The sequence below is a fragment of the Erythrobacter sp. S267 genome, assembly GCF_057365045.1.
Map to the genome: position 1 here is coordinate 3,231,394 of NZ_CP200298.1, position 26,354 is coordinate 3,257,747.

Sequence of the window (26,354 nt, forward strand, 5' to 3'; positions counted from 1 at the left end):
CTTTAACTTATCGCCGTACTGCGTTCGAGAAGATGCCAAACGCGGGAACCGTGCGCAGGAAGTCCTGCCAGAAGACCGAAAGGCCATCGGTACCCACAACAACCCGGTCACCGGGTTCAAGGATCGGGTCAAGCATGGTGCCTTGGCTAACCTGGGCGTAGTCGAATTTAGCAACGCGAATGCCGTCAGGACCTTCGCGGAAAACAACCACTTGCTCGCTATTGGCAGAACGCGTCATTCCGCCGCCCAAAGCGATGGCAGACGACAGGCGCGAGCCAGGGGCGAATGCGTAAACGCCCGGACTATCAACCGCGCCTTCGACAGTAACGAGATGCGAGGCATATTCGTTGATGTTGACCGACACCATCGGCGTGCGCAGGCCAGCAGCCGCAAGCCGCTGGGTCACGTTTTGCTCGAACTGGGCTGCGGTCATGCCCGCAGCGGGGATCGAACCCAGCATCGGCATGGAAACATTGCCTTCGACACCAATGCGAACGTTTTCCATCGAGAAGTCAGGCTCACGGAACACATTAATCGAAATCTGATCGGAAGGGCGCAGAAGATATGTCTTCGAGCGCATCTGGCTGAAACCGGCTTGGCCTAGGTCAGAGCGAGCGGTGCTTGCTGCCGTGCCGATTACCGGCTCAGGTGTCGAAGCACAGGCTCCCAATGCCGCCATACATGCAATGCTCAAGCCAGTTTTGAAAACGCCAGATTTGGAAAAGGTCACACATCCCTCCATTGTTATGCGATTGGTGCTTAGACGCTCACCTTTCGCAGTGCAACAAGGTTCAAGAGCGATTTTACGTAATGTTTCGTCGCGTGCCTTTACTTTGCGACGACACAGGAAGTGGCGGAATTCCAACAGTTCTGATGCCTAATCCGCTCAATGCGAACATGTTTTCGACGGCCTTAACGCAGAGCCTGCTTGCAGCCGCGGGTGAGCGACCTATCGTGCTGTCCCGAAGTGAAACAACCAGAGGCCAGAAAAGGCCCGTGTTTGGATAAGGTGCATGTCCGACAACGTCTCAATCCTCAGCCTGATCGCGATTGTCTTTTACGCCGGCGTAGCGCTTAGCAGCATGGCTGCCTGCGGGACGGCGGCGAAGACGGGGCAACCGACTTGGAACCGCAATGTCTGGCTCGGGCTGTCTGCACTCTTTGTGGTTCTGATCGTTCTGCGTGGGTTCGGCATCGAAGAGTGGGCCCGTGATGCCATGCGCGACATGCTCCGCAGTGAGGGCAATTATGAAGAGCGCCGCTCAGTTCAGGGTATCGTCGCGTCGGTAGTGATTGTCGCGGTCGCGTTGAGCGGCCTGGTTTGGCTCTATCACGCGACCCGCAAGTTACGGGGGCGACGCAATATCGTCACTATGGCTGCCTTAGTCAGCGGCGCAGGAATGGTCTTCTTGGTCCTTTTGCGGATGATCTCGCTGCACATGATCGATCGAGTGCTCTATGGCCCATTCAAGCTCAATTGGATTGCCGACCTGGGGACAAGCCTGATCGTGCTGGGGGGATCGCTGTATTATATGAAACTGGTAAGGGCACGGCCATAGCGCCCCTCTGGATCAGTGGGCCGACGCAATGATATCAGCGATTCGGCGGCTGGCTTTGCCGTCGCCATAGGGATTGTGAGCTTTGGCCATTGCTTCATAGGCGTCGGCATCGTCCAGCAGGCGTGTGGTTTCGCATAGAATGCGGTCGGTTCGAGCGCCGACGAGCTTAGCGGTTCCTGCACTCACACCTTCAGGGCGCTCTGTCGTGTCGCGCATTACCAAGACCGGCTTACCCAGGCTTGGGGCTTCCTCTTGGATCCCGCCCGAATCGGTCAGCACGATGTGGGATGCATCCATCATCGCGACGAAGTTGAAGTAGTCGAGCGGCTCGATCAACGCGATGTTTGAGTTGCCACCCAAGGCAGGGCGCATGACCTCGACCACTTTGGGATTGGGGTGCATTGGATAGATGATCGCGCAGTCCTCACGATCTGCCAGTTGCTTCAGCGCCGAAGCAATCTGATGCATTCCCTCGCCAAAATTCTCCCGACGATGCGCTGTCACGGCGATGATCTTCTTACCAAAAAAACGTTCCTTCAATGGCGCGATTTCAGGCGCCAAAGCAGGGTTCGCCGCGAGCCGCTCGCGCACGGTTAGAAGGGCATCGATGACGGTGTTTCCAGTGATGTGGATCGCGCTTTCGCTCACATTCTCGGCGCGCAGTGCAGTGGCTGCGTTGTCGGTTGGTGCAAAGTGCAAGTTTGCCACTGCACCGGTGACCTTGCGGTTTACCTCTTCTGGCCAGGGCGCGTAAATGTCGCCGCTTCGCAGGCCCGCTTCGACGTGGCCGACGGGAATGCGGCGGAAATAGCAGGCGAGCGTCGCCATCATCGTCGTTAGCGTATCGCCATGGACCAGCACGCGGTCAGGCTTCTCCGCGTCCAGCGCCTCTCCGAACCGCGTGATAATCCGCGCCGACAGCGCATCCAGGCTCTGTCCGTGCTGCATCAGGTCGAGATCAATGTCGGGAGTGATCCCAGCCAATTCCATGACCTGATCGAGCATTTCGCGGTGCTGAGCGGTCACCACTACGCGCGTATCGAACCCGCCATGTTCGCGCAGGGCGTTTACGACGGGGAACATCTTGATCGCTTCGGGGCGGGTCCCGAACGTCACCAGAATACGAGGACGCGCGCCGCGCTCGCTCATCGTTTGAGCATTCCGCGCGTGTCAAAGACCAGCTTGCCTTTAAGGTCGGCTGGCGTGAGGTGTTTGAACGCGGTGTGGTCAACAAGCACAACGACGACTTCGGCGGTTGCGAGCGCGTCGTCAAGGCTGGCGAGTTGTGCACCGGTGCCGGCAAAGCCTTCAGGCAGTTCGTCGGCAAAGGGCTCAACCACCATGATCCGCGATCCGCGTGTGCGCGCAAGGCTCAGGGCGATCTCGAGCGCCGGGCTTTCGCGGAAGTCGTCAATGTCAGGCTTAAAGGCAAGGCCAAGCAAGGCAACTTTGCCGCCCGGAACAGCGTCAAGCAGCGCGCGGATGCGACGTTCTGTGTAAGTCGCTTTGAAATCGTTCACTTCGCGTGCCGTCCGGATCAACCGTGCGGCTTTCGGCGAACTGGAGACAAGAAACCAAGGGTCGACCGCGATGCAATGGCCTCCGACACCGGGGCCCGGCTGGAGGATGTTGACCCGCGGGTGGCGATTCGCGAGTGCGATCACGTCCCAGACATCGACGCCTAGATCATCCGCAACCACGCTAAGCTCGTTGGCAAAGGCGATATTGACGTCGCGGTAGGAGTTTTCGGTCAGCTTCACCGTTTCTGCGACGCGCGCATTCGTGGTCAGGCAATCACCCTCGACGAAGCTGGAATAGAGGGCAGAGGCACGCTCTGCGCAGGCTGGTGTTACGCCGCCAATGACGCGGTCATTCTGAACCAGCTCGCGCACGATTTTGCCGGGCAGAACGCGCTCTGGGCAATAGGCGACGGCGATGTCACCTGCCTCTTGCGATCCGAAAACCGGGAGTTTCAGGTCTGGGCGCATTTCGGCGATGATCTGGGCAACGCGTTCAGTGGTGCCAACGGGCGAAGTGCTCTCGACGATCACGCAGGCGCCCGGCAGAATCTTCGGGGCAATTGCGCGGGCAGCGCTCTCTACATAGCTGATATCGGGCGTGTTTTCTTCCGTAAGCGGCGTCGGGACCGCAATCATGTAGAAGTGCGCGGCGGGAACTTCGGTCGAGGCAGTGAGACGCTCGGACTCGATTGCCTCTCGCACCAACCGGTCGAGATCGCGTTCCTCGATATGGACGCCGCCTGAATTGACAGTTTCGACTACCTTTTCAGAGACATCGATGCCGCAAACATTCCAGCCATAACTCGCCAGCACTGCCGCAGTGGGCAGGCCGATATAGCCCAGACCAATCACCGCAACCTGATGATCGGGGGCCGGCTGGACAGCCGCGCCAGGGCCAAAGGCCGTCGCTGTGTCAAAAGGGGCATTCATGCGCGCATAATCCTCGAGAATTCTCTCGACAGGTCATGGCGCAAAAGGGGTAAAGATCGCGTTAGGCTTAATACGATTTTCTGGCGGGTGCAGTTTACTCAGAAAACCTGTTTGTAAGCGGCCAGCAGCGGGTCGATCTGGTGCTGCCAGTTGAGCTCTTTCACCACGCGCTCGCGTCCAAACTTGCCCATTGCAGCGCGCCGCTCGGGATCATCCACGAGTTCGATGATCTTTGTGGCCATATCGATCGGGTCGTTGGGAGCAGCATAGAGCGAAGCCTCGCGCGCGGAAAATTTGCCTTCCGTCACGTCGAATTGCACCATGGCTTTCTCAAGGCTCATATATTCCATGATCTTGTTCATGGTGGACTTGTCGTTCATCGCATTCACGCGGTCGGGATTGACCCCGATATCCATGGTCGAGAGCACTTCAAACAGGTCTTGGTCAGGCGCGCGTCCGGTGAAGGTGATGAAGTCGGCAAGGCCTTTTTCGGCCGTCAGTGCCTTCAGATCTTCCAGCGCAGGTCCGCCCCCGACAAGGACGAACTGGATGTCCTCGCGGTGCGTCTTGCGCACGATGTGATCTACCGCATCGATCAGAAGGTCGATCCCTTCCTGCTCGCCCATCACGCCCACATAGCCGACCATATGATCGCGTCCGTTTTTCCAGCTCTCGACCGGCTCGACGCGCTTCAAACGGGACAGGTCTGGGCCTGAGCGCACAACGTGAACGCGGTTCGGGTCCATGCCTCCGCGCTCGACGGCAATGGCCTTGTAGCTTTCATTGGTAGCGATAGTGACGTCGGCCACCTTGAACGTGATCTTCTCGAACAGCACCATCAGCTGCCAGAAGAACCCGCGCTTGTTGAACTTGGCTTCATACAGCTCGGGATTGATGTCGTGATGATCGAAGATGTAGCGCACACCAAGCAGCTTGAACGGCAGCGCAACGAGGAAAATGAGATCAGGTGGATTGCAGCCCTGAATGACATCGATCCGGCGCTTCAAGTGGATCTTCCAGGCCAACCACGTCTCCCAGAAAAGCGCAGCTCCGTATTCCAGAAAAAAGCCCAACGCACCCTTTGCTTCCAGAGGCAACGGGTGGCGGTGGATCTCCACCCCTTCGATGACCTCAAAGCGGCTTTCGTGCCCTTTCCCCGTCGGGCAGATGATCGAGACATGCGCGCCTGCGGCTTTCAAGGTGCGCGCCTCCTGCCAAACCCGGCGGTCGAAGGGCAGAGGCAGGTTTTCGACCACGATCAGAACGTGCTTGTCTTTGAGCGGTTCACCCTCAATGACCTTGGGGATACCCTCTTCGGCGGAGCTGCTGATGTCGTTCATCGTGTCAGGCGATGCTGCTGACATCGACGATGTTTGCGCCGTCGATTGCAAGGCTGTCGATCAAACGATTGGTGGCAATCACCACCGCATATTCGCCACTTTCAGCCGCCTCTTTCGAGACCAGCAGATCGTCGATCTTTGGCAGCCACGCATAGGCATAGCCAAGGTTTTGTCCGACCAGATTCGCGGGTTCGATCTGTGGGTCATAGATATCGAGATCATATCCCGCCTCCAGCAGCTTGCGCGCCATATCAACCGCAGGACTTTCGCGCAGATCATCGGTCTCCAGCTTGAAAGCGAGACCAACGAGAAGCACTTTCGCACCCCGTTCCAACCCTTGTGTTGCATGGAGGAACTGGTGGTGCTTGTGAGCCTCGTTCGAACGGATGAGCGAGTCCACCAGATGCGTCGCAGAGCCAGTATCTGCGGCAATGTACTGCAGCGCGCGCACATCTTTGGGCAGGCACGATCCGCCAAACGCGCCGCCCGGACGCGTGTAGTAGGCGGAGATATTAAGCTTCGTATCGCTCTTGAAAATCTCGTGCACCGCCTTGGCTGAGATATCGAGGTTTTGGCACACCCGGCCCACCTCGTTGGCGAAGGCAACCTTCACGGCATGCCAGGAATTGTCGACGAATTTGGTGATTTCTGCTTCCCGCAGGCCGACTTCGAAGACCTGCGCTTCGATTCCTTCGTGCAGCGCGTGCATGTTGGCTGAGGGTTTCCCACCCAGCGTTCCGATCACGATTTTCGGCGGGTTGAAATAGTCGGCGATGGCAGACGCTTCGCGCAGGAATTCGGGGTTGTAGACAAGCTCGATCAAGTCGCTGGCTTTGTCGCCCAGAGCGTTTTCGATGATCGGCCAGATGATGTTCTCGCAAGTCCCCGGGCGCATGGTCGAGCGGTAGGCGAGGGTCAGCGGCTTCGCGCGATCGGGCTTTAGAGCGGCGGCGATGTCCTGCGTGACCTGGACGATGTAGCGCATGTCATGCGCTCCATCGACGCCGCTGGGGGTGCCAACGCAGACAATCGCAAGGTCGCCATCGTCAAGCTCATCAGTGAGCTTGGTCGTGGCGCTGATCCGGCCTTCGGCGTGAGCCTTAGCGATCAGCTCATCCAAACCGGGTTCGTAAACCGGAGCACGCGCTGCATTGAGCGCGTCGACTTTCGCATCGCTGACATCGATGCCGACGACCGTGTGACCCTCACTGGCGATGCATCCCGCTGCGGTCGAGCCGACATAGCCCAGGCCAAAAATGGCGATCTTCAATGGTCGGCTCCCAATTTAGCTACCGTAGTCAATAAGGGAGCGCGCCTAGCAAGGCCCCCCGCGTGGTGCAATGCACAATGCTGAACTGGCACAGGCGCTGTCTCAAGCTGGCTCTTGCAAGCCTGATACGCACGCCTACAACGCGGTCGGTGAGAAGGAGAAAGCCCCAATGACTGCACCCGCCGGTCCGCTTGTCGGTCTTAAGGTTATCGAATTTGCCGGGATTGGCCCGGGACCGCACGTTGCTATGCTGCTCGCGGATCTTGGCGCGGAGGTGGTGCGGATCGACCGTCCGGGAGGTGCCGTTTCAAACCCAGTGGTCGAACGCGCGCGCCACCGGCTGGAACTCGATCTGAAGAGCGAGGAAGGTAAGGCGCTATGTCGTCAAGCCTGCGCCAAAGCCGATGTGTTGATCGAAGGGTTAAGGCCCGGCGTAATGGAGCGGCTTGGATTGGGTCCTGATGAGCTGCTCGCCGATAATCCCGGACTGATCTATGCGCGGATGACGGGCTGGGGGCAGGATGGGCCTTTGGCGCACGCCGCTGGCCATGACATCAACTACATCGCGATTACCGGTGCGCTCGATGCCGTGGGACGTGCCGGTGAAACTGCCATCCCCCCGCAAAACCTTGTTGGCGATTTCGGGGGCGGGTCAATGTATTGCGCCTTCGGGATCATGGCCGCTTTGTATGAGCGTGAGCGGTCGGGCAAAGGCCAGGTTGTTGACGCGGCGATTGTCGACGGCGCGACAAGCCTGATGAGCTTCTTCTTCGGCGTTCGTCAAAATCCCTTTCTCACTACCGACCGTGGCAAGGGGATGCTGGGCGGCGCGGCGCATTTTTACCGCTGCTTTGAATGCGCAGATGGAAAAGAGGTCTCGATTGGCTCGATCGAACCGCAATTTTACGCGGAGTTGCTAGCGAAAGCGGGCGCCCCGGCAGAGCTCGCGCAGGGCCAGATGAACTCGCCCGACTGGGATTCGAACACGGAAAAGCTAGCGGCCTTGTTCAAGACCAAAACCCGCGAGGAGTGGACAGAGATCCTTGAAGGATCGGACGCGTGCTTTGGTCCTGTTCTTACTCTGGAGGAAGCGCGCGAGCATCCGCATATGAAAGCGCGCGGCGCCTATGTAGAGCATGACGGCATGTGGCACACCGCGCCCGCACCGCGTTTCAGTCGTACGCCGGGCGCGGTCCGTTCGAGTGACGATAGCGGCCAAAGCGTGATCGACAGCTGGCTGGCGGAGGGTTGAGTAATGGCGGGCAAGTTCTTTGACGAATGGCAGGTAGGCGAGCGCATCACCCACGACATCCGCCGCACCGTGACAGAGACCGACAATCTGTTGTTCTCGACCATGACTCACAATCCGCAGCCTTTGCACCTTGACATTGAGGCGGCCAAGGAAAGCGGGTTTGGGCAGATTCTCGTCAATTCCACCTTCACGTTCAGCTTGTTGGTCGGCCTATCGGTGGGTGACACGACGCTTGGCACATTGGTCGCCAATCTCGGCTTCAACCATGTCGTGACCCCCAAACCGGTCTTTATCGGCGATACTCTTCGCGCCGAGACCGAAGTCAAAGAGCTGCGCGAGAGCAAGTCACGCCCCGAAGCCGGGATCGTCACGTTTACGCACGAACTGTTCAACCAGCGCGATGAAGTCGTTTGCCGCTGCGAACGCTCCGCATTGCTCCAGCGTTCTGCTTGACGCGCACCCCTGCCGCATCACATACCGTTCGGTAGGAGAGAGGGAGGGGACCATGCGCGCGACGTGGATAAGACTGTCATTATTGGGCGCGAGCGCTCTGGCCCTTGCGTCGTGCGGCGGCGAGGCGGAGGTTGATCCTTCGCAGACCGGCACCGGCGAAGGCGCAATCGAACTCGCGGAGTTTCCCGACAGGCCCTATTGGGGCGACACCCACCTCCACACGGACAACTCAGTCGACGCGTTTGGCTTTGGCGTACGGCTTGGCCCTGAAGCAGCCTTACAGTTTGCGCGCGGGGACACGGTCACGGCCACCACGGGCAGCGAAGCACAGCTCGCGCGCCCGCTCGACTTTCTTGTGATCTCAGACCACTCCGATGCGCTCGGCGCGACAAGGCGGCTATATGATGCGCCGCGCTGGTATGTTTCGTGGGTGATCGGCGATGAAACTGTGCTTCGCTGGTACGACATGATGCATGAAAGCCCCGAGCAATCGCAGCTTGCAGTGGCAGAGATCATCACCCGTGCCGCGACGGGCATGGTGCCCGAAGCGCTCGCCGATCCTGAGCAACAGCGCGAAGCGACCGAGGAAATCTGGAACGCGCATCTCGACATGCTCGACCGGTATAATGAGCCGGGCACTTTCACCGCGCTCGCCGGATATGAGTGGACCGCAATGCCCGATGGCAACAATCTGCACCGGGTAGTGATGTTTCGCGATGGCCGCGACAAGACGGGGCAAGTGCTGCCTTTCCCGGGCCTCAACACCACGGCGCAGGGTCTGTGGAAGCATATGCAGAGCTACATGGACGACACTGGCGGTCAGGTGCTCGCAATACCACACAACCCGAACCTCTCTAACGGTTTGATGTTCGAGACGACCTTGCCCGATGGCTCGCCGATGACGGTCGAGTATGCCGAAATGCGAGCGAAGATGGAGCCTGTAGTAGAGGTCACGCAGATCAAGGGCGACAGCGAAACCCACCCTCTGCTTTCTCCCAATGACGAGCTCGCAGGATTTGGCGTTGCCGGTTGGGAGCTTGGTAATTTGCCCCTCACCGCCAAGACCGAGCCCGAGATGCTGCCCGGTTCCTATGCTCGCTCGGCGCTGCTGCGCGGTTTGAGCCTTGAAGCGCAGCTGGGCGTCAATCCTTATGCCTTTGGGATGATCGGATCGACTGACAGCCACACGGCTCTGGCGACGGGTGACGAAGACAATTTCTACGGCAAGCACACTGGCAACGAGCCGGCGAGCGAAGACCGCGCGATCACGGCGCAGAACCTTGGTACGCGGGTCGGCCGTTTCGGCTGGCACTATCTCGCTGGCGGCTATGCGGCGGCGTGGGCACGAGGCAACACGCGAGCCGAAATCTTCGACGCCTTTGCCCGGCGCGAGGTCTACGCAACCACTGGCCCGCGCATGACGGTGCGCGTCTTTGGCGGCTTCGACTTCGAAACCAGCGACTGGGAGGGTGACTGGGTCCGCGAAGGCTACACACGCGGCGTGCCAATGGGCGGAGAACTTTCTGACCAAGGCACTGCGCCAAGCTTCCTCATCAGTGCCTTGAAAGACCCTGAGGGCGCGAACCTAGACCGGGTGCAAGTTGTGAAGGGGTGGATCGACGCCTCGGGCACCACGCAAGAGCGCATCTATGATGTCGTATGGAGCGACGCCGACGAACGGCCCATGAGCGGTGGGCGCGTGCCCTTTGTTGGCGACACAGTGAACCGTGAGGATGCAACCTACACCAACACAATCGGTGCAGCGGAACTGCGCACTACGTGGCGCGATCCTGATTATGCCGAGGGTGAAAGCGCATTCTACTATGTTCGCGTGCTCGAAATCCCGACCCCGCGCTGGACCCTGTTCGACGCGGTGCGTTTTGGATTTGAGCTGTCCGAAGAGGCGATGGCCGATGCGGTCGCGCAAGAGCGTGCCTATACATCCCCAATCTGGTTGAAGCCTGCCTGATGAAACTGTTTTCTTGGGCCCGTGAACCTATGGTCCATTTCCTTGCACTGGGCGCGATAGTCTACATCGCGCTTACCTGGGGCGGAACGCCGGTTGATCCGGCCTCTCGCGTAATTGCTGTGAATGATGAACGCCAAGCAGAGCTTGCCTTGGCGTTTGAGCGTACAATGGGGCGTTCTCCCACGGATGCCGAGCTTGATGCTGCGATTGAGAAATATGTCCGCGACGAAGTCTTGTATCGGGAAGGCCTCCGCCTGGGTCTTGATGAAGGCGACGCGGTGGTGCGGCAGCGCATAATCTCGAAAATGGACATGTCTGCGGGCTTGGCCGCTGAGGCTGGTGATCCCGACGAAGCGACTTTGCGCGCTTTTTTCGAGGAGAACCGAGTCAGATACGCAGGCCCCGGCGCGGTGAGCTTCAACCAGCTCTTTTTTGCCACTCAGGAAGAGGCGGTGAACGCGCTGGCATCCGGCGCAGAGCAAGGCCAGCCAATCAGCCTGCCGGCCAGCGTCGACGGGATGGTGATGCGCGAAGTCACCAGCCGTTTCGGGGAACTCTTCTCGCGCACTCTTTCGCCGCTAGAGGCCAGTGAGGATTGGCAAGGCCCACTTCCCTCAGGCTTCGGCTGGCACCTTGTTCGCGTGCGTGAGCGCGAGCTGGGTGAGGCAGACTTCGATAGCCAGCGCGAGCGTGTCTTGAACGACTGGCGCAGCGCCGAGATCGAGGCGCGCAAAAAGCGCGCAAATGAAGCGCTTTTGAGTGCCTACCGGGTTGAGGTTGACCGGTGATCCGGCTTTTGGTCGCGGTGTTTTTTGCTCTGCTGGCAGTTCCAGCTACGGCTGACGAACTGCGTCCCTCGGTTATCGAGCTGCGTGAGGGCGAGGGCGGTGACTACTCGCTCGACTGGAAGCTGACCGTGTCGGCGAGCCGGGCGCCCACGAGCACCGGATTGAGCATGCCGCTGGCTGAACCAGTGATCCCTGACAATTGCACAATGCTGGGCGAGCCCACCCAACGCGCGAACGCTTTGACGCTGTTTGGGCGGGCGGAGCTTGATTGCAAAGGCTCGCTTGCGGGCGAGAATTTCGGCCTTACAGAGTTGATTGGCCGGTTCGATGCGATCGCACGGCTGATCCCATTGCAGGGCCCCACGCAAACTTTCCGCCTGACTGCCGAGGACCCGGTCGCCACAGTCCGCGCAGAGCCAAGCACGATCGACGTGCTGCGCGACTATTTCATCATCGGCGCAGAGCATATTCTCTTAGGCTGGGACCACCTCCTATTTGTGGTCGCGCTGGTCTTTCTTGTGCGCCAACCTTGGCCCGTGGTGAAGGCGGCAACGGCGTTCACCCTCGCGCACTCTATCACCTTGGTTGCAACCACACTTGGATATACCGGGCTGCCCAGCCGCCCCGTAGAGGCATTGATCGCCCTATCCATTGTCTTTCTCGCAGTCGAAGTTGTGGTTGTGTTGCGCGATCCAGAGCGCATGACCGTTACGCGTCGCTACCCTTGGGCGGTGGCATTTGCATTTGGCTTGTTCCATGGTTTCGGGTTTGCAGGCGCCTTGGCGGACATTGGACTGCCTCAAGGCGAGATCGCGACAGCCTTGCTTGCCTTTAACCTAGGTGTGGAGGCCGGGCAGTTGCTCGTCGTCGCTCTGGTGGTCGCGTTGATGGCTCTTCTGGCCAGGGCCGCGCCCAAGGCGGAAGGTCCTGCGCTCACACTAGCGACGTATGCGATCGGGACTATCGGCAGCTTCTGGCTGATTGAGCGGGTAATCGGTTAATCCGCCGCCGCTGCGATTTCTGCAAGCGCTTGCGGAGTGTCTCCGCCTAGTGATTGCCAGAGGACAATCCGAGCCCTTTCGGCCCGGCCTAGCGCCGCCGCCGCGCGCTCTCCGCTTGCATCGGCGGCGCGGCGCGCTTCGAGCACTTCGAGGAAACTGGCGAGCCCTGCACGGTAGCGGTCATTGGCAAGCCGAGCAGCACGGCCGAGCGTATCGCGCTCTTCCGCCGCCAGTCTGGCTTCCTCATCGGCCGCAGCGATCAACCCATAGGCGGCTTCCGCATCGCCAAGCGCTTGGAACACCGCACCGCGATAGGCTTCGAAGGCGATGCGCTTATTCGCAGCAGCACCGTCGATCTCCGCTTCAATTCTGCCGAAGTCTAGAAGCGGTGCAGCAATGCCTGCTGTCAGAGTTCGCACAGCTGAGTCGCTATCAAACAGGTCTTCTGGATCAAAGGCCAGAAGACCCAGCACTGCCGACAAGGTCAGCCGAGGGAAGCGCGAGCGAGCCGTTGCCGCGAGCTCCGCGTCGCTTGCTGCAAGTTCTGCCGCAGCGGCGAGAACGTCGGGTCGGTTGGCGAGCAAGTCGGACGGCAAAGCTGCAGGGGCAGGCAGCGGTTCAAGCGCCGGACCACCTTGGTCAAGCGCGGCCATCACCTGAGAGGCACTTTGGCCAGTCAGCGTGACAAGCCGCCCCACAATCCGCACGCGCTCGCTTTGCAATGCCGCAAGGCGAGAGCGAGAGGCACTTGCTGCCGCTTCGGCGCGTACACGGTCAAATCCGGGCGCAATCCCAGCTTCCTCACGTGTGCGGGCGAGCTCTGCAAGTTGGCTCGCAGCAGCAACATCGGCGCTGATGGACTTGGTCCGCGCCTCGAGCACGCGCCAATCGGTTACGCTGGTGGCGATCTCTCCCATCAGGGCGATGCGCACAGCAGCTGCTGAAGCGCTTGCCGCATCGATCCGGGCTAGTGCAGCGCGTTCTTGCGCCCGCAAGCGACCGAACAAATCTGCATCCCAGCTTGCACTCAGATTGGCGCCATAGGAGGTCTGCGTTGTATCGATGGACTGCGCGAAGGGGTTGTCCGCTCCGAACTGCGCGGGGTTGATCCGGGTCTGCGTAACGCTCGCATCAACGCCAACACTGGGCAGCCGCTCTGCCCCAGCGCGCCGCGCGCTCGCCCGTGCGGCATCGACCCTCGCAAGGGCCTCAGCAAGACTGGGGGCGTTTTCCAATGCAGCGCCTCCAAGCTCCAGGAAGGCCGCGTCATTGGTTGGCAACAACGCGTCGAGACCGGCTCTCGATGTCGCGTCGGGTATGTAAAGGAACTGAGCCGGCAGCTCAGGCGTCGGCGTGGCGATTTCTGGCGGCGGGCCTGCAACGCATGCCGCGAGTGACAGGCTAAGGGCGAGGGTCGCGAGGCGGGGGGAAGCGCGCGCATTGGATTACTCTCCTCCCTCATCACTGCTTTCACCCTCATTGTCATTGGCAGGGATGAAAGCGTCGATCTGCTGGCCAACGCGGAACGCATCGGAAGTGGCGTCTTGGGGCAGAGCGTAGATCAGCTGCAGCACCCGCACATCCACTCGCTCAGCGGCGCTGTTGGTAAGAGAGCGTTTGGGCACGACCTGTGGTTCGGCGCGGACAAAGGTGGCTTCGACCTGCAGTTCTGCCGCCCCTCGCGGAGAGATGATTGCAGGAGCCCCCAACTTCACTCGCACCGCTTCATTCTCGTCAATATCGACGCGGACATGGAGTGGGTTGGTTTCACCCATCTGAATAAAGGGAGCCGCGTTCCCGCCGCCTTGCGTGGCAACGAACTCACCCGGTCGGATGTTCACGGCAAGGATTTCGCCTGCAATCGGAGCGCGCACGGTCAAACGCTCGATCTCGGTGCGAGCGCTGGCGGCCTGGGCCTGCGCTGCATTTAAGCGCGCACGCGCCACGCCAAGCCGACTGTTGGCAGCGGCGGCCTCGCCTTCTGCCCGGATCACTTCAGAGCGGCTGACGGCTGCGGGATCAGTAAGTCCTTCATAAAGCGCCAATTGCTGGGCAGCGGTTGCCTGCGCATTGCGGGCCTCCGAGATGGCAGCGCGTGCCTCCTGAATGGCTGCGTTCGCCTCTGAAAGACGCGCCCTGGCAGCACGGTCATCGACTAGGAATAGCGGCTGTCCTTTCTCAACCCGGTCGCCGGGCGACACCCTAAGGTCGGTCACTAGGCCCGACAAAGCAGAGCCAATATCGATCACTTCGCTTGCAGGCTCGACAAGTCCGGCGCCAGCCACCCGGTCCGCATCGGCAAGCTGTCCGGTGGCCTTGGGAGGCTCCTTGTCAGGATCAGCGATCTCACGATTGGGCAGGTTCGCCCAAATGTAGATGGCCGCAACGATCAACGTGATCACAGCAATGATCGGCAGAATCTGGCGGGAGAAGCTCAGGTTTGAAGGCAGGATGGCCATGGCGCAGGTTTCCGTTGGAGGGAGGGGGTTTCTTAGTGGTCGTCCGGCATCTCAGTGCCGTCATGGGTTACCAACCCATCCTCAAGCACAAGGATGCGGTCAGCGAGGTCGAAAATGCGGTTGTCGTGGGTCACGATGATGCAGGCGCGGTCGGGGGCAACGGCCACTTCGCGCAGCAGATCCATCACACGTCGGCCCGAGCTTGCATCGAGAGCGGCGGTTGGCTCATCACACACCACGAGCCGCGGCTCATGCACCAGCGCGCGCGCAATCGCGACACGCTGTTGCTGGCCACCAGAGAGCTGGTTGGGCAACTTTTCTGCCTGATCGCCGATATTGAGCTTTTCGAGCAGCTCTTTGGCTTTCCGCCGTGCCTCTTCGACAGGAACGCCCTTGGCGATCAATGGCACGGCAGCGTTTGCAGCGGCATCGATCGAGGGGATCAGATTGTACTGCTGAAAGATGAAACCGATATTCTCGAGACGGAAATTGACGAGCTCGGTGTCCGAAAGCTTGTAGATGTCGGTGCCGAAGACTTTCACCTCGCCTTCGGTTGGCCAAAGGATCCCGCACATGATCGAGATCAGCGTCGTTTTGCCTGAGCCGCTTTCGCCCACAACGTAAGTCATCTCGCCCGACTTGATGTCGGTGTCGATGCCGTGGAGCACGCGGATGGTCGATTGGCCCGCTTTGAAATCGCGAATGATCCCGCGAGCGCAGATCGCGGCCTCCGGCGAGCATCCGCCTATTTGCGAGGTGTCCATCATTTGTCCGTCGGAAGTGTTCATCCTTCGCGCACCCCTTACCGGAAGACCGAAGCGGGTTCGGTGTTGAGGACGCTGCGAAGCGCAGTCCAACCGGTCAGCGCAAGAATCACGATCACAGCGACGAAGCTGACGAACGGTATCGCGAGCGGAATGTAGAAGCCCTTGAATTCTGGCACGCCGCTAAAGGCGTACATAAACAGCGCCGTGCCCACGACGCCCAGCGCATAGCCAACCGAGCCGACCAGTCCTGCCTGCACCGCGACCATGCGAATGATCTTGGCGTTGGTCACGCCAATCGCCTTGAGCGCGCCGAACTGCTTGATGTTGTCACGGATAAACAGGCTGAAGGTCAGGCCCACGATGGCGACACCGACCACAAAGCCCAGCACAACAGTGATACCGAAATTGGTCGGGATGCCGGTGTTCTCGATGATGAAATCCACGCCGGCCTGCGCGAATTCGTCGCGAGTCTCGGCTTTGAGGCCAGTTTGCTCTTCGATCCGCGCCGCGACGGTTACAGGGTCCTGACCTTCGCTCACGCCGGCAAGCACGAAGCTGAGGCGATTACGGGTCCCGGGGACGTAATTCAGCGCATTGGTGTATTTCGTATAGAGCGTCACTTGGCTGGTGAAGCTGGGGATCGAATCGGCAACGCCGCGAATGACGGCACGCTGATCGTTCAGCTCCAGCCTTTGGCCGATCGGCTCCGTTCCATCCTCAAACATATTCTCGACACCCAAGTCGTCGATAATGACCGTGTCAGGACGCGAGAGCGTGTTCTTTGACCCTTCAAGCATGTTGCGAGGCAGGCCGATCAGTGTCGCATCGTCGACGCCAATGATTGCGACACCCTCAAGATCGCCGGTGGAGGAACGGACCGAAGCATTGGCGCGCAGATGGGGAACGGCCCACTCGACGCCGCGGACCGAGCGGACTTCATCCAGCGCAGTCGCGGGCATCTCATATTTGACGTCGGTTGTACGGCTGACCGGGTCCATGACCCAGATCTCAGCCTCGGGCGCATTGTAGACGCCGCTCGCACCGCGTTCGATCAGGTTCACGAAGATCGTGAGCTGCTGGGTGATTAGCAGGGTCGAAAAGGCGATGCCGAACAAAAGCCCGTAGAACTTTTGCTTGTCGCCGGTGAGCATTCGGATCGCGATCCAGAGCATGGGGGAGCGGGCCTTTGGAAACGGGGTTTGGTACTGGGGCGCAAGGGGGGCTTGCGCCGTGGGGAGGAATCGACAATATTGAACGAGGCCGTTCAAATGAACGCGACCGTTCATTTTGTCAACCGCACAATCTCCCAAAGGTTCCAAAAAAGTGTCTGCTGCCACCGAAAAGAAGCGTCCCGGCCGCCCATCCGACAACGCCAAGCGTGATGCGATTGTTGCGGCGGCCAGCGACCGATTCTTCGATGAAGGCTTCGCGGCAACCTCAATCGAGCAGGTTGCAGCCGATGCGGGCGTCTCCAAGGTCACGATCTATAATCACTTTGGTGACAAGCGCGCGCTTTTCGCCGCCGCCGTGACGCGCGAATGCGAGAAGATGCGCGGCTATTTCAGTCTGGATGACATGCCGTCTGGCTCGATTCGTGAACGCCTCACCGGCATTGCTGAAGCGATGTATGCCTTCCTCTCCCGGCCCGAAATGATCCAGTTCGACCGTCGGATTGCCGCAGAGACTGAACATGAAGCCTCAATCGGGCAGGCTTTTCTCGAAGCCGGTCCCTGGCGTATGAAGGCGAGCTTCAGTGCCTATCTTGCCCACGCCAGCGCCTCGGGCGAGCTGTCCATTTCCGACCCCGAGCTTGCCGCTGAACAGTTCGTTTCGATGGTCAAAGGCATGGGTGATATGGAGCGCCGGTTTGGGGTAAATCCTACCAAAGAGGAAAGCGCGCGGCGGATCGCAGGAGCAGTGAATGTGTTCTTGGCGGCATACGGAACCGACTCTCGATAAGTCTGATCGAGAAATTACCCGACACGCATTTGCTTGCCATTCACCTGTGCGCACCTACATATTTGGCTTGAGAAAGGACTCGATTTGTCATGAACGATCAGAACGACCCGAACGAGCAGCCTCCCGAGGGCCAAAACCCATGGGTCAAACAACTGATGATCTGGGGCGGCATATTTATGGCGCTGCTGTTGGTTGTCTCGATGTTCAACGGCTCTGGCACTGCCACGGGCGCACAGATCGATTACTCCGAGTTCAAGGAACAGATCACCACCGGGTCGATCAAATCGGTCGAAATCGGCGAGGATCGGATTGTTGGGACGTACAGCAACGACAACACGTTCACGACCGTCCCGATTCCTGGCGACCGTGAGCTTCCGCAGCTCCTCGAAGAGAACAACGTAGAGTTTACCGGGATGGCGCGGGAAGAGCCTAATATGCTGCTCTACATCCTGATCCAGTCTCTGCCCTTCATCCTGATCCTCGGTATCGCCTTTTTCGCTCTGCGTCAGATGCAGAAGGGCGGCGGCGGTGGCGCGATGGGATTTGGCAAGTCCAAGGCAAAGATGCTGACCGAACGCTCTGGCCGAGTGACTTTCGAAGATGTCGCAGGCATCGATGAGGCCCGCGAAGAGTTGGAAGAGGTCGTCGAGTTCCTCAAGGACCCGCAACGCTTCTCCAAACTTGGCGGTCAGATCCCCAAGGGTGCGCTGCTGGTCGGTTCGCCGGGTACCGGTAAGACTCTTCTGGCCCGCGCTATCGCAGGCGAAGCTGGCGTCCCGTTCTTCACCATTTCGGGTTCGGATTTCGTCGAGATGTTCGTCGGCGTCGGCGCGAGCCGTGTGCGCGACATGTTCGAGCAAGCCAAGAAGAACGCGCCCTGCATTGTCTTCATTGATGAGATCGACGCAGTTGGCCGCTCGCGTGGCCATGGCCTTGGCAACTCGAATGATGAGCGTGAGCAGACACTTAACCAACTGCTTGTCGAGATGGATGGTTTTGAGGCCAACGAAGGCATCATCATTGTCGCGGCCACCAACCGTCCCGACGTGCTCGACCCCGCGCTGCTGCGTCCGGGCCGTTTCGACCGTCAAGTCGTGGTGCCGATCCCCGATATCGATGGACGCGAGAAAATCCTCGGTGTGCACATGAAGAAAGTGCCACTCGCGCCTGATGTGAACCCCCGCACGATTGCGCGCGGCACGCCGGGCTTCTCGGGTGCTGACCTCGCCAACCTTGTCAACGAAGCTGCTCTGCTGGCCGCGCGCCGCAATAAGCGTCTCGTCGCTATGCAAGAGTTCGAAGACGCCAAGGACAAGGTCATGATGGGCGCGGAACGTCGCTCCATGGTGATGACCGAGGATGAGAAGAAGATGACCGCCTATCACGAGGCAGGCCACGCGCTTGTTTCGCTGAATGAGCCGGCCTCTGACCCGATCCACAAGGCAACGATCATCCCTCGCGGCCGAGCGCTGGGCATGGTCATGCGCCTGCCAGAGCGGGACAGTTACTCTTATCACCGCGACAAAATGCACGCGAACCTGGCGGTCGCTATGGGCGGGCGTGTCGCAGAAGAAATCATCTTCGGTCACGACAAAGTGTCGAGCGGTGCGTCAGGTGACATCCAATATGCGACCGATCTGGCCCGAAACATGGTCACCAAATGGGGCATGTCGGACAAGCTTGGCCCGCTGATGTATGAAGAAAGCCAAGAAGGCTATCTTGGCATGGGGCAAAGCTCACGTACGATGCGCGGTGCCGATACCAACCGTCAGATCGATGCCGAGATCAAGGATTTGGTCGAAGGTGGCCTTAAGCGGGCGACCGACATTCTGACGGAGCAGGAGGACAAACTCCATCTGCTTGCTCAGGCGCTGCTCGAATATGAGACACTAACCGGTGATGAGATCGACGCTCTGATGAAGGACGGCAAGATCGACCGTCCGGATGAGCCACGCGGTCCAGCCAAGGTCGTGCCGAGCCACGGCAGCGCTATTCCCAAGGCGGGCAAACGCTTTGGCGGAAAGGGTGGTGAGGCTCCGCAGGGCGCCTGACTTGGCCTAAATTTCGAACATAAAAGGGCGCTCTGGCGAAAGGCCAGGGCGCCCTTTTTTATGCCTCCTCAGAATGCGCCCAACAGCAGCAGCGCCTGCAAGAACAGCATGATGACAAAGAGGATAAACACGAAGAGCGCAAAGAAGCGCCAGAGCGCAGAAAACCGGCTCAACTCGTATGTGTATTTGAGATGTTTGTAGACATGCAGCGGCGCGACGATTGAAAACAGCGCGAACGCCCAACCGCCACTGCTGTCCATCGGGCTTACCGCGATCAGCGACATCGTGATAAAGAGCAGCGACATGAAGCTGAGCGAATAGGTCACAAAGATCGCATGGTCATAGGCCTTGAACCGGCGCTTCCATGCGAAGATCAGCCACACAAACGGAATCGATAGTGGGATCAGCAACCAGCTGAATTTATAGCCATTGGCCTGCATCTTATAGACCATCAGACTGGGGTTTTCGTTCCATTTGTCGAGCAGCTTGTCGATGAACGAGACCCCTGTGCTCTCAATCGTTGTCGCGCCATCTTCGGTCTGGACGAAAGGTCCGGAGTTGAAAGCAGTTTGCTCAAATTGCTCGAACTCCGACAGTGCTTTTTCAGCGGAGCCAATTTCTTCGGCCAGTTGCTCATATTCGGCTGAGCCCTCTGGCAGGTTCGCCAGTTGCTCTCGCGAAATCGCGAGCTGGTCTTCACCGGCGTTTTGCAGAGAGCCAAGAACATCGGAGCTCCCGGAAGTCAGCCATTGGGTGAGGTTCTGGCCGCGTTCTTCGAGCAGGATAAGATCGGTCTCCAGCTTCGCGCGTTCCGTTTGCAACGTAGCGCGGCTTGCGTCGTCTAGGGTAGCCGTGGCCAATTGCTCATCGATCTGTGCGATCTGTGCATTCACCACCTCCTTTTCCGCCTCGACCATCTGTGTGACCTGCGCTCGGGCATCACCCTTGAGATCAGTCGGTGCGGTAAGTCCTACCATCTGGAACACGGCAAACATCGCAAAGATGCTGAACAGGAACATCGCCATCGGGCTGACAAACTTCGCGCGCTCACCCTCGATGTAGCGCCGGGTGAGCTTGCCTGGTTTGAACACCAGAAGTGGCAAGGTCAGCCAGAACTTGCCGTCCAGATGCAAAACGCCGTGGATCAGGTCATGGAGGATTGCGCTGAGCGAACGGTGGACGTGGGATTTCTGACCGCAAGACTGGCAATAGGCACCGCCTTTAAGGTCGGCTCCGCAATTTAGGCAGGTGCCGTCGGCTCCGGTGGGTTTGCCGTCTCCGGCGTGGTCGGGCTCCACCGCGCGCCCGACAAGCGATCCTTCGACGGCTGCACCAATTCCTTCGGCAATGTCACTCATCGCGGTCCTGCCCCTGTCTTGTAGGCGGGCAAGTATAGGCAGCCAGAAGGGCGCTGCAATCGCTAACGCCCCGCGGTGCTCTAGCCCTTGGCGAGCTTGCGCTCGATCGCGGTCCAAAGCTGGGCAAAGGCGCGTGCGGCGGGAGAACGCGGGGCAAAGGCGCCGACCGGCTTTTGCTCAACCGCGCATTGTTCAATCGCGCTCGCCAGAGGAACCACTGGCCATCGCGGATTGGCTTCCCGCGCTTGCTTGTGCAGCGAACGGCGCATGTCCACCATGGAAAGGACGGGCAGGATCGGAGGGTGGCTCTTACCGCTGCCGCGCACTTCGGCGACCACTTGCTCGAAAGCCCGGGTCGAAAGTGGGGAGGGGGGTAGAGGCACGATCACCACATCGGCGGCCCGCATGACCTGCGCGCTCACCTCGTTCAAAACCGGAGGACAATCAAAGATGATCCGGTCGAAGTCTTTCGACAGCGTATCGACCAGCTTGGCGAGCCGCTTTTTCTTCCCAATCCGCGCGAATTGTCGGTCCAGCGTACGGATGCTTTCGTCAGCTGGCAGCAGTTTGAGGTTGGAATATTCTGTCTTGCGGATCAGTTTGGTCGGCGAGCGATCCTGGTCGAAGACGCTTTCTGCCGTGCGCTTTTTCTTCGGGTCCACGTCCAGCAAGAAGCCTGATCCATTCGCCGCGTCCAAGTCCCACAGCAAGGTTTCTCGGCGCGAGATCGTCGCAGAGCACCAGGCAAGGTTTACCGCGAAGGTTGTCTTACCAACCCCGCCCTTGACGCTGTAAACTGCAATCGACGCCATGTGCTGTCCTTGCGCTGTGAATGCTCTGGGATTCTACCGCGCCTTTATGACACGGGCCAGAACGAAAAAGGCCGCCAATCTGGCGGCCTTTTCATTTCGGGACATGTCGCCCCTGACATTGCATGTGCACTTAGCCGTCGTAATCGGCGCCAATCGACGTCGAACGGGTGGGGGCGCTAGCGGTGATCCGCAGAGCTTCAGCCGATTGGCTGAGCGAACCGATTTCATCCGCATCGTCTTCGTCGTCCGGCAGAATCTTCTGAAGACCGGTGACGAGCGACTCTTTCAGCTCTTTGGGCTTGATGGTCTGCTCAGCGATCTCACGCAGGGCGACGACCGGATTTTTGTCGCGGTCCCTATCAAGCGTCAGCTCGCTACCGCCGGAAATCTCGCGAGCGCGCTGCGCAGCAAGCAGAACGAGATCGAAGCGGTTTGGAACCTTGTCGACGCAATCTTCAACGGTAACGCGTGCCATCGTTTGAGGCCTTTTTCAGTCTGAATTTCTGGAAGTTCGTCGAGCTAGGCGGGCGCTTGCGAAAAGTCAATGATTCTCCTCGGGGGGACCGAGGCCTACTCAATCCCCCAATCCGAATAATCCTTCATATTGGGCGAGGTAAACTTGGTGAATTCGCTCTGGAAGTGCAGCGGCACCATACCGGTAGAACCGTGGCGTTGTTTGGCGACATTGAGCGAAGCCCGGCCGCGCACTTCGTCAAACTTTTGCGACCATTCGGCGTGGAAGGCTTCGGCTTCGGGGGTGGCAAACGTCCCATCAGGCCGGCGTCCTTCTGGCTCGGTTGAAGCGAGGTAATAATCCTCGCGATAGACGAACCAGACCATGTCGGCATCCTGCTCGATCGAGCCTGATTCCCTGAGGTCCGATAGCATTGGTCGCTTGTCTTCGCGTTGCTCAACTGCACGGCTCAGCTGAGAGAGCGCGATGACCGGAACGCTCAGTTCCTTGGCCAGCGTCTTGAGGCCACGGCTAATTTCGGAGATTTCGTTGACGCGGTTGTCATTGGCGCGGCCCGAACCTTGGAGCAGCTGCAAATAGTCGACCACGATCAAGCCGATGTCATGCCGACGCTTCAACCGCCGCGCGCGGGTGCGCAGGGCCGCAATGGTGAGCGCGGGGGTGTCATCGATGTAGAGCGGCAGTTCGGCCAGACGCTGGCTGGCATAGCTCAGCTGCTGAAACTCATCCCGGTCCATCTTACCGCTGCGAAGCGATTCAGAACTGATTTCGGCCTGTTCGGCGAGGATACGCGTGGCGAGCTGGTCGGCGCTCATCTCCAGACTGAAAAACGCCGCAGGCGCGCCATAGTTGAAGTCGCCCCCATCTCGCTGCCATTGCAAGTGAGCCTCCGCACAGTTGAAAGCGATGTTGGTCGCCAGCGCTGTTTTACCCATGCCGGGACGCCCCGCGAGGATGATAAGGTCACTTTCGTGCAGGCCTGACGTCTTGCGATCGATCGAGTCGAGGCCTGTCGTCTTGCCCGACAATCCTCCGCCGGAATTCATCGCCGCTTCGACCATCTTGATCGCGGTCAGCGATGCCTCACGGAAGGTCGAGGCTTCCTTGCCGGTCGCAGCTCCTTCGGCCACGCGGTAGAGATCGGCTTCCGCTGCTGCGATGCGGTCAACCGGGCTGGTTTCCTCCGATGTGTCGAGCGCGCCTTCGACGAGGCCGCGACCCACGCTTACCAATTCCCGCAAGAGTGCCAGATCATAGATTTGCTGCGCGAGTTCACGCGGGGCGAGCAGGCCAGCGCCATTGGCAGTCAGTTGAGCCAGATATTTCGGGCCGCCGAGCTCCTTCAACGCTTCGTCCGCCTCAAAATGAGGGCGCAAGGTCACAGGCGAAGCGGTTGCATTGCGTTCAAGCAGAGCAAGAATCCGCTCGTAAATCCGCTCATGCAGGGGCTCGAAGAAGTGTTCAGGACGGATCGGGGTCTGCAATTCCTCGACCACGCGATTGTCGATCAGCACAGCGCCGAGAAATGCCGCCTCCGCTTCAAGGTTGGAAGGGAGTTTGCGCGCGCTATCTGTCTCTGATTCGACCAGAGAGAGTGGAGTGGGATTTGCCATGGCGCTCTGATGCGCGCATCACGGGCTTCGGGCAACCGCTACAAGGGACGAAATTTTGTGGCCGCCCTGTGGATTGCGGGGATTGCTTGAGGACGATCACTCGAAGTGCTTGAAGTGTGGCATGTGCATCTGCGAAGGCAGGCGCGATGACAATGTCACCATCCGATTCCGCGGGCGCTTCTTCAACGCATCGCATTGCCCATATCGAGCTCGATGAAGAGACGATTTTGTGGCGCAATGCTGATGTCGAGCAGGAACGCAGGGTCGCGATCTATGATCTGATCGAAGAGAACACCTTCAAGCCTGTCCGCAGCGCGGAGCGCGGAGCGAAGGGCCCCTACCGCCTAAATCTTGCTGTGCGCGACGGTCGGCTGGCCATGGACATTGCCGACAACGACAGCGAGCCGTTGGAGACCTTGCTTATTGGGTTGGCCCGGTTCCGTCGCCCAATCCGCGAGTATTTCGCTATCTGCGACAGCTACTACCAAGCCATCCGCAAGGCGACGCCTGCAGAAATCGAGACAATCGACATGGCCCGCCGCGGCATTCACAACGGCGCTGCCGAGCTTTTAGTGGAGCGGCTGGAGGGCAAAGTTGAAACCGATTTTGCCACTGCACGGCGCTTGTTCACGCTGATCTGCGTGCTCCATATCAAGGGCTGAGGAGACGATGGCTCGCAAGTCTTCTCGCAAGCGCAAGTCCAACGGGGGCTTAGCCCGCTGGCTGTTTCGCATTGTCGCTTTGGTCGTTTTAATCGCCGCCGGGTTCGCCGCTTGGCTCTGGTGGGACATGCGCAGTTGGCGCCCGAATGCAGATGATTATCCGGAGCAAGGCGCAGCGATTGCGAGCGGCGCGACAGGCACGCGCTTCGAGACCTTGCGCGCTATCGGCGCTGATTTCGTTTATCTCGAGCTGGCAGGCGCGGGCACTGCACCCGATCCCGGTTTCGCTGCCCGATTGGCGGCGGCACAGGAAGTCAAGCTAAGCGTTGGCGTGATCCAGCCCTTCGACCCGTGCCTTCGCGCTGATGAGCAATCCGCGCGTTTCACCCGCATGGTGCCGCGCAATGCGGAGCTTTTGCCCCCGGCGTTGGCGCTCACCCGGACCGGTACGGATTGCCAGCCAGCGGTCAGCGACGCGGCGGTTGAAAGTGAGCTGATGACCCTCATCAACCAGATCGAGATGCATGCAGGCAAACCGGTTGTGCTGAAACTCAGCCGTGATTTCGAAGCGCGGCATGGCACTGCAAGGACGGTCGCGCGCGATCTGTGGTTGGTACGCGACCGCGCAAGGCCAGACTATGCAGGGCGACCCTGGCTGCTATGGAGCGCCAACAGTCAGCTGGTGAGCGAAGCCAGTGAGGAGGGGATTGAATGGGTGGTGATCCAGAGGTGAAACCGGACCTGTCCGAAACCGAAGCTCAACTGATCGCGGCTGCGCGCCACGCGGCTGAGGAAGCCTATGCGCCCTATTCGGACTATCAGGTTGGTTCAGCGCTGCTGTTTGATGATGGCGAGGTCGTCACCGGGTGCAATGTTGAGAATGCGAGTTACGGATTGGCGCTTTGCGCAGAATTGGTTGCCGTCGCGCGTGCCTTTGGCGAAGGACGGCGTGGAGGTCTCAAGTTGGTCGCGGTTGTGGGCCCTCTCGACAAAGGCGACGGTGCTCCAATTACACCATGTGGACGCTGCCGACAGGTCCTGAACGAGATGGCACAACTGGGAGGCACGGACCCCGTCGTGTTGTGCGTCGGGAAAGACGAAGTTCGCCGCGTTTCGCTGTCGGAATTGCTTCCCTATGCGTTTGGGCCTGCGCATCTTGAGTAGGTGGCTCCTTGCTTTTGCGCTTTTGTTTTTCAGCGCTCCGCTGGCTGCGGAAACGGCAGAAGAAACGCCTGTTCCCACATCGTTGGAAGAGCAGCTGGATTTGTGGCTTGAGTGGTTTCCCGGCCGCTATGACAGCTTTGCGCAAACCGATATGCAGATGCGTGCGGGCCTGCCCGAAGATGAGCGGAATTATCGCCGTCATTCGGTCTTTCGCCGCGTCGACCTTCCAGCCTTTGAAGGGATCACTTTCTATGCCGAGCAGCGCCGCTGGCTGGAAGGCACCGGGTTCGAAGGCGAGATTTATCGCCAGCGGATTTACTCGATCTCTCTCGATGACAAGCGGCAGGCCATTCGCTTGCGGGTTCATGTCCCGAAGCACGATGGGGCCTCAGCCTGGAGCCCGAGCGGCACCACCGTCTTGCAAGGCTGCGACCTGTTTTGGCGGTTTGAGGGCGATCATTTCATCGGTCGGCTGGATGCCGGCGCGTGCCGGTTTGACTTACCCGCCTATGGTCAGGAAATCCAGCTTGAGGAATATCTCCTGCTGTCCAAATCTGAGATGCACTTTGCCGATCGCGGTCTATCGATGGCGGGCGACTATCTGTTCGGCATGCGCGGAGAAACGCCCACGATTGCCGCGCGCGCGAGGGGTTTTGTCTGCGACGTCGAGGATAGCGCGCGGCTCGGCAATCGTGTCGGTGTGGTGACGCATGACCAAGGTGGTCTTGTGCTGCTTGATATCCCACGCGGCGACGGGACGGCTCCGATGCGAATGCGGCTTGCGGTAATCGGCGAGGCATTGCGGCTCGACTTTCTGGCTGCCGGTGAGGCGGGTGAACCATTGGCCCGGGCCTCAGCACCTATTGGCGCGAAGCAAATCGGATTGGAGCTGGGCGGGATTGCAGTCCGGTGCCGCCACGACCCGGACGCGCTCTTCTCGCTCTAATTGCCG

25 protein-coding genes are annotated in these 26,354 nt (G+C 59.6%); 12 read left to right on the plus strand and 13 right to left on the minus strand.

Going from position 1 to position 26,354, the window contains the following annotated elements; genetic code table 11:
- Positions 1 to 7: 7 nt before the first annotated feature.
- Complete coding sequence (locus tag AC0V6X_RS15315) at positions 8 to 730, minus strand: polysaccharide biosynthesis/export family protein (protein WP_486185409.1); 723 nt, start codon at positions 728 to 730, stop codon at positions 8 to 10.
- 283 nt (positions 731 to 1,013) lie between these two features.
- Between AC0V6X_RS15315 and AC0V6X_RS15320 the strand changes: the two genes are divergently transcribed.
- Complete coding sequence (locus tag AC0V6X_RS15320) at positions 1,014 to 1,559, plus strand: hypothetical protein (RefSeq protein ID WP_486185410.1); 546 nt, start codon at positions 1,014 to 1,016, stop codon at positions 1,557 to 1,559.
- A gap of 12 nt (positions 1,560 to 1,571) precedes the next feature.
- On the opposite strand, the gene wecB is transcribed toward AC0V6X_RS15320, so the two are convergent.
- The 4 genes from wecB to AC0V6X_RS15340 form a co-directional block, all read right to left on the minus strand.
- On the minus strand, positions 1,572 to 2,708 hold the full coding sequence (gene wecB, locus AC0V6X_RS15325; RefSeq protein ID WP_486185411.1) for a non-hydrolyzing UDP-N-acetylglucosamine 2-epimerase: 1,137 nt from the start codon (positions 2,706 to 2,708) through the stop codon (positions 1,572 to 1,574).
- The gene (gene wecC / locus AC0V6X_RS15330; RefSeq protein ID WP_486185412.1) at positions 2,705 to 4,009 is read right to left on the minus strand and encodes a UDP-N-acetyl-D-mannosamine dehydrogenase; all 1,305 of its coding nucleotides are present in this window, start codon (positions 4,007 to 4,009) and stop codon (positions 2,705 to 2,707) included. The genes wecB and wecC overlap by 4 nt, the downstream gene beginning before the upstream one ends.
- Before the next feature lie 98 nt (positions 4,010 to 4,107).
- Entirely contained in the window at positions 4,108 to 5,373 is a 1,266-nt protein-coding gene (locus AC0V6X_RS15335) for a glycosyltransferase family 4 protein (RefSeq protein ID WP_486185413.1), read from the minus strand.
- The gene (locus AC0V6X_RS15340) at positions 5,354 to 6,619 is read right to left on the minus strand and encodes a nucleotide sugar dehydrogenase (RefSeq protein WP_486185414.1); all 1,266 of its coding nucleotides are present in this window, start codon (positions 6,617 to 6,619) and stop codon (positions 5,354 to 5,356) included. Before AC0V6X_RS15340 ends, AC0V6X_RS15335 begins: the two co-directional genes overlap by 20 nt.
- A gap of 169 nt (positions 6,620 to 6,788) precedes the next feature.
- Between AC0V6X_RS15340 and AC0V6X_RS15345 the strand changes: the two genes are divergently transcribed.
- From AC0V6X_RS15345 to AC0V6X_RS15365, 5 genes are read left to right on the plus strand one after another with little or no spacing between them, the layout of a single operon-like run.
- Positions 6,789 to 7,871 carry a CaiB/BaiF CoA transferase family protein gene (locus tag AC0V6X_RS15345; RefSeq protein WP_486185415.1) on the plus strand — a complete coding sequence of 361 codons (1,083 nt, stop codon included), beginning with the start codon at positions 6,789 to 6,791 and terminating at the stop codon, positions 7,869 to 7,871.
- A gap of 3 nt (positions 7,872 to 7,874) precedes the next feature.
- Positions 7,875 to 8,324: a MaoC family dehydratase gene (locus tag AC0V6X_RS15350; protein WP_486185416.1), complete on the plus strand. Its 450-nt coding sequence runs from the start codon at positions 7,875 to 7,877 to the stop codon at positions 8,322 to 8,324.
- Positions 8,325 to 8,376: 52 nt separating this feature from the next.
- Positions 8,377 to 10,293 (plus strand): DUF3604 domain-containing protein, encoded by a 1,917-nt coding sequence (locus AC0V6X_RS15355; protein WP_486185417.1) that lies wholly within the window; start codon positions 8,377 to 8,379, stop codon positions 10,291 to 10,293.
- Positions 10,293 to 11,081 carry a peptidyl-prolyl cis-trans isomerase gene (locus tag AC0V6X_RS15360; RefSeq protein ID WP_486185418.1) on the plus strand — a complete coding sequence of 263 codons (789 nt, stop codon included), beginning with the start codon at positions 10,293 to 10,295 and terminating at the stop codon, positions 11,079 to 11,081. The genes AC0V6X_RS15355 and AC0V6X_RS15360 overlap by 1 nt, the downstream gene beginning before the upstream one ends.
- Positions 11,078 to 12,082, plus strand: a complete 1,005-nt coding sequence (locus AC0V6X_RS15365; protein ID WP_486185419.1) for a HupE/UreJ family protein — start codon at positions 11,078 to 11,080, stop codon at positions 12,080 to 12,082. Before AC0V6X_RS15360 ends, AC0V6X_RS15365 begins: the two co-directional genes overlap by 4 nt.
- On the opposite strand, the gene AC0V6X_RS15370 is transcribed toward AC0V6X_RS15365, so the two are convergent.
- The 4 genes from AC0V6X_RS15370 to AC0V6X_RS15385 are packed head-to-tail and all read right to left on the minus strand — an operon-like array spanning position 12,079 to position 16,480.
- Entirely contained in the window at positions 12,079 to 13,482 is a 1,404-nt protein-coding gene (locus AC0V6X_RS15370) for an efflux transporter outer membrane subunit (RefSeq protein ID WP_486185598.1), read from the minus strand. The genes AC0V6X_RS15365 and AC0V6X_RS15370 overlap by 4 nt on opposite strands.
- A 45-nt stretch (positions 13,483 to 13,527) precedes the next feature.
- On the minus strand, positions 13,528 to 14,541 hold the full coding sequence (locus AC0V6X_RS15375) for an efflux RND transporter periplasmic adaptor subunit (protein WP_486185420.1): 1,014 nt from the start codon (positions 14,539 to 14,541) through the stop codon (positions 13,528 to 13,530).
- Between the two features lie 32 nt (positions 14,542 to 14,573).
- The gene (locus AC0V6X_RS15380; RefSeq protein ID WP_486185421.1) at positions 14,574 to 15,329 is read right to left on the minus strand and encodes an ABC transporter ATP-binding protein; all 756 of its coding nucleotides are present in this window, start codon (positions 15,327 to 15,329) and stop codon (positions 14,574 to 14,576) included.
- 14 nt (positions 15,330 to 15,343) lie between these two features.
- Positions 15,344 to 16,480, minus strand: a complete 1,137-nt coding sequence (locus AC0V6X_RS15385) for an ABC transporter permease (RefSeq protein ID WP_486185422.1) — start codon at positions 16,478 to 16,480, stop codon at positions 15,344 to 15,346.
- A gap of 151 nt (positions 16,481 to 16,631) precedes the next feature.
- Here AC0V6X_RS15385 and AC0V6X_RS15390 point away from each other — a divergent pair, with 151 nt between their 5' ends.
- Together AC0V6X_RS15390 and ftsH are read left to right on the plus strand one after the other, a co-directional pair.
- Positions 16,632 to 17,267, plus strand: coding sequence for a TetR/AcrR family transcriptional regulator (locus AC0V6X_RS15390; RefSeq protein ID WP_486185423.1), 636 nt, complete (start codon positions 16,632 to 16,634; stop codon positions 17,265 to 17,267).
- A gap of 89 nt (positions 17,268 to 17,356) precedes the next feature.
- A complete protein-coding gene (gene ftsH / locus AC0V6X_RS15395) occupies positions 17,357 to 19,318 on the plus strand; it encodes an ATP-dependent zinc metalloprotease FtsH (RefSeq protein ID WP_486185424.1) in 1,962 nt (653 codons plus the stop codon).
- A 68-nt stretch (positions 19,319 to 19,386) separates the two neighbouring features.
- Here ftsH and AC0V6X_RS15400 read toward each other — a convergent pair whose 3' ends face one another.
- The 4 genes from AC0V6X_RS15400 to AC0V6X_RS15415 all read right to left on the minus strand — a co-directional run bounded on the left by AC0V6X_RS15400 (position 19,387) and on the right by AC0V6X_RS15415 (position 23,576).
- On the minus strand, positions 19,387 to 20,676 hold the full coding sequence (locus AC0V6X_RS15400; protein ID WP_486185425.1) for a DUF3667 domain-containing protein: 1,290 nt from the start codon (positions 20,674 to 20,676) through the stop codon (positions 19,387 to 19,389).
- Between the two features lie 80 nt (positions 20,677 to 20,756).
- Positions 20,757 to 21,488: a ParA family protein gene (locus AC0V6X_RS15405; RefSeq protein WP_486185426.1), complete on the minus strand. Its 732-nt coding sequence runs from the start codon at positions 21,486 to 21,488 to the stop codon at positions 20,757 to 20,759.
- Positions 21,489 to 21,618: 130 nt separating this feature from the next.
- Positions 21,619 to 21,963: a DNA-directed RNA polymerase subunit omega gene (gene rpoZ, locus AC0V6X_RS15410; RefSeq protein ID WP_486185427.1), complete on the minus strand. Its 345-nt coding sequence runs from the start codon at positions 21,961 to 21,963 to the stop codon at positions 21,619 to 21,621.
- Positions 21,964 to 22,058: 95 nt separating this feature from the next.
- The gene (locus AC0V6X_RS15415) at positions 22,059 to 23,576 is read right to left on the minus strand and encodes a replicative DNA helicase (protein WP_486185428.1); all 1,518 of its coding nucleotides are present in this window, start codon (positions 23,574 to 23,576) and stop codon (positions 22,059 to 22,061) included.
- 146 nt (positions 23,577 to 23,722) lie between these two features.
- On the opposite strand from AC0V6X_RS15415, the gene AC0V6X_RS15420 reads away from it, so the two are divergent.
- Genes AC0V6X_RS15420 through AC0V6X_RS15435 form a run of 4 tightly spaced genes read left to right on the plus strand, consistent with a single transcriptional unit; the run spans position 23,723 to position 26,348 of the window.
- A complete protein-coding gene (locus tag AC0V6X_RS15420; protein ID WP_486185429.1) occupies positions 23,723 to 24,238 on the plus strand; it encodes a UPF0262 family protein in 516 nt (171 codons plus the stop codon).
- A gap of 7 nt (positions 24,239 to 24,245) precedes the next feature.
- The gene (locus AC0V6X_RS15425) at positions 24,246 to 24,971 is read left to right on the plus strand and encodes a glycoside hydrolase family 25 protein (RefSeq protein WP_486185430.1); all 726 of its coding nucleotides are present in this window, start codon (positions 24,246 to 24,248) and stop codon (positions 24,969 to 24,971) included.
- The gene (locus tag AC0V6X_RS15430; RefSeq protein ID WP_486185431.1) at positions 24,950 to 25,402 is read left to right on the plus strand and encodes a cytidine deaminase; all 453 of its coding nucleotides are present in this window, start codon (positions 24,950 to 24,952) and stop codon (positions 25,400 to 25,402) included. The genes AC0V6X_RS15425 and AC0V6X_RS15430 overlap by 22 nt, the downstream gene beginning before the upstream one ends.
- Positions 25,395 to 26,348, plus strand: coding sequence for a CpcT/CpeT family chromophore lyase (locus tag AC0V6X_RS15435; protein WP_486185432.1), 954 nt, complete (start codon positions 25,395 to 25,397; stop codon positions 26,346 to 26,348). The genes AC0V6X_RS15430 and AC0V6X_RS15435 overlap by 8 nt, the downstream gene beginning before the upstream one ends.
- Positions 26,349 to 26,354: the final 6 nt, after the last annotated feature.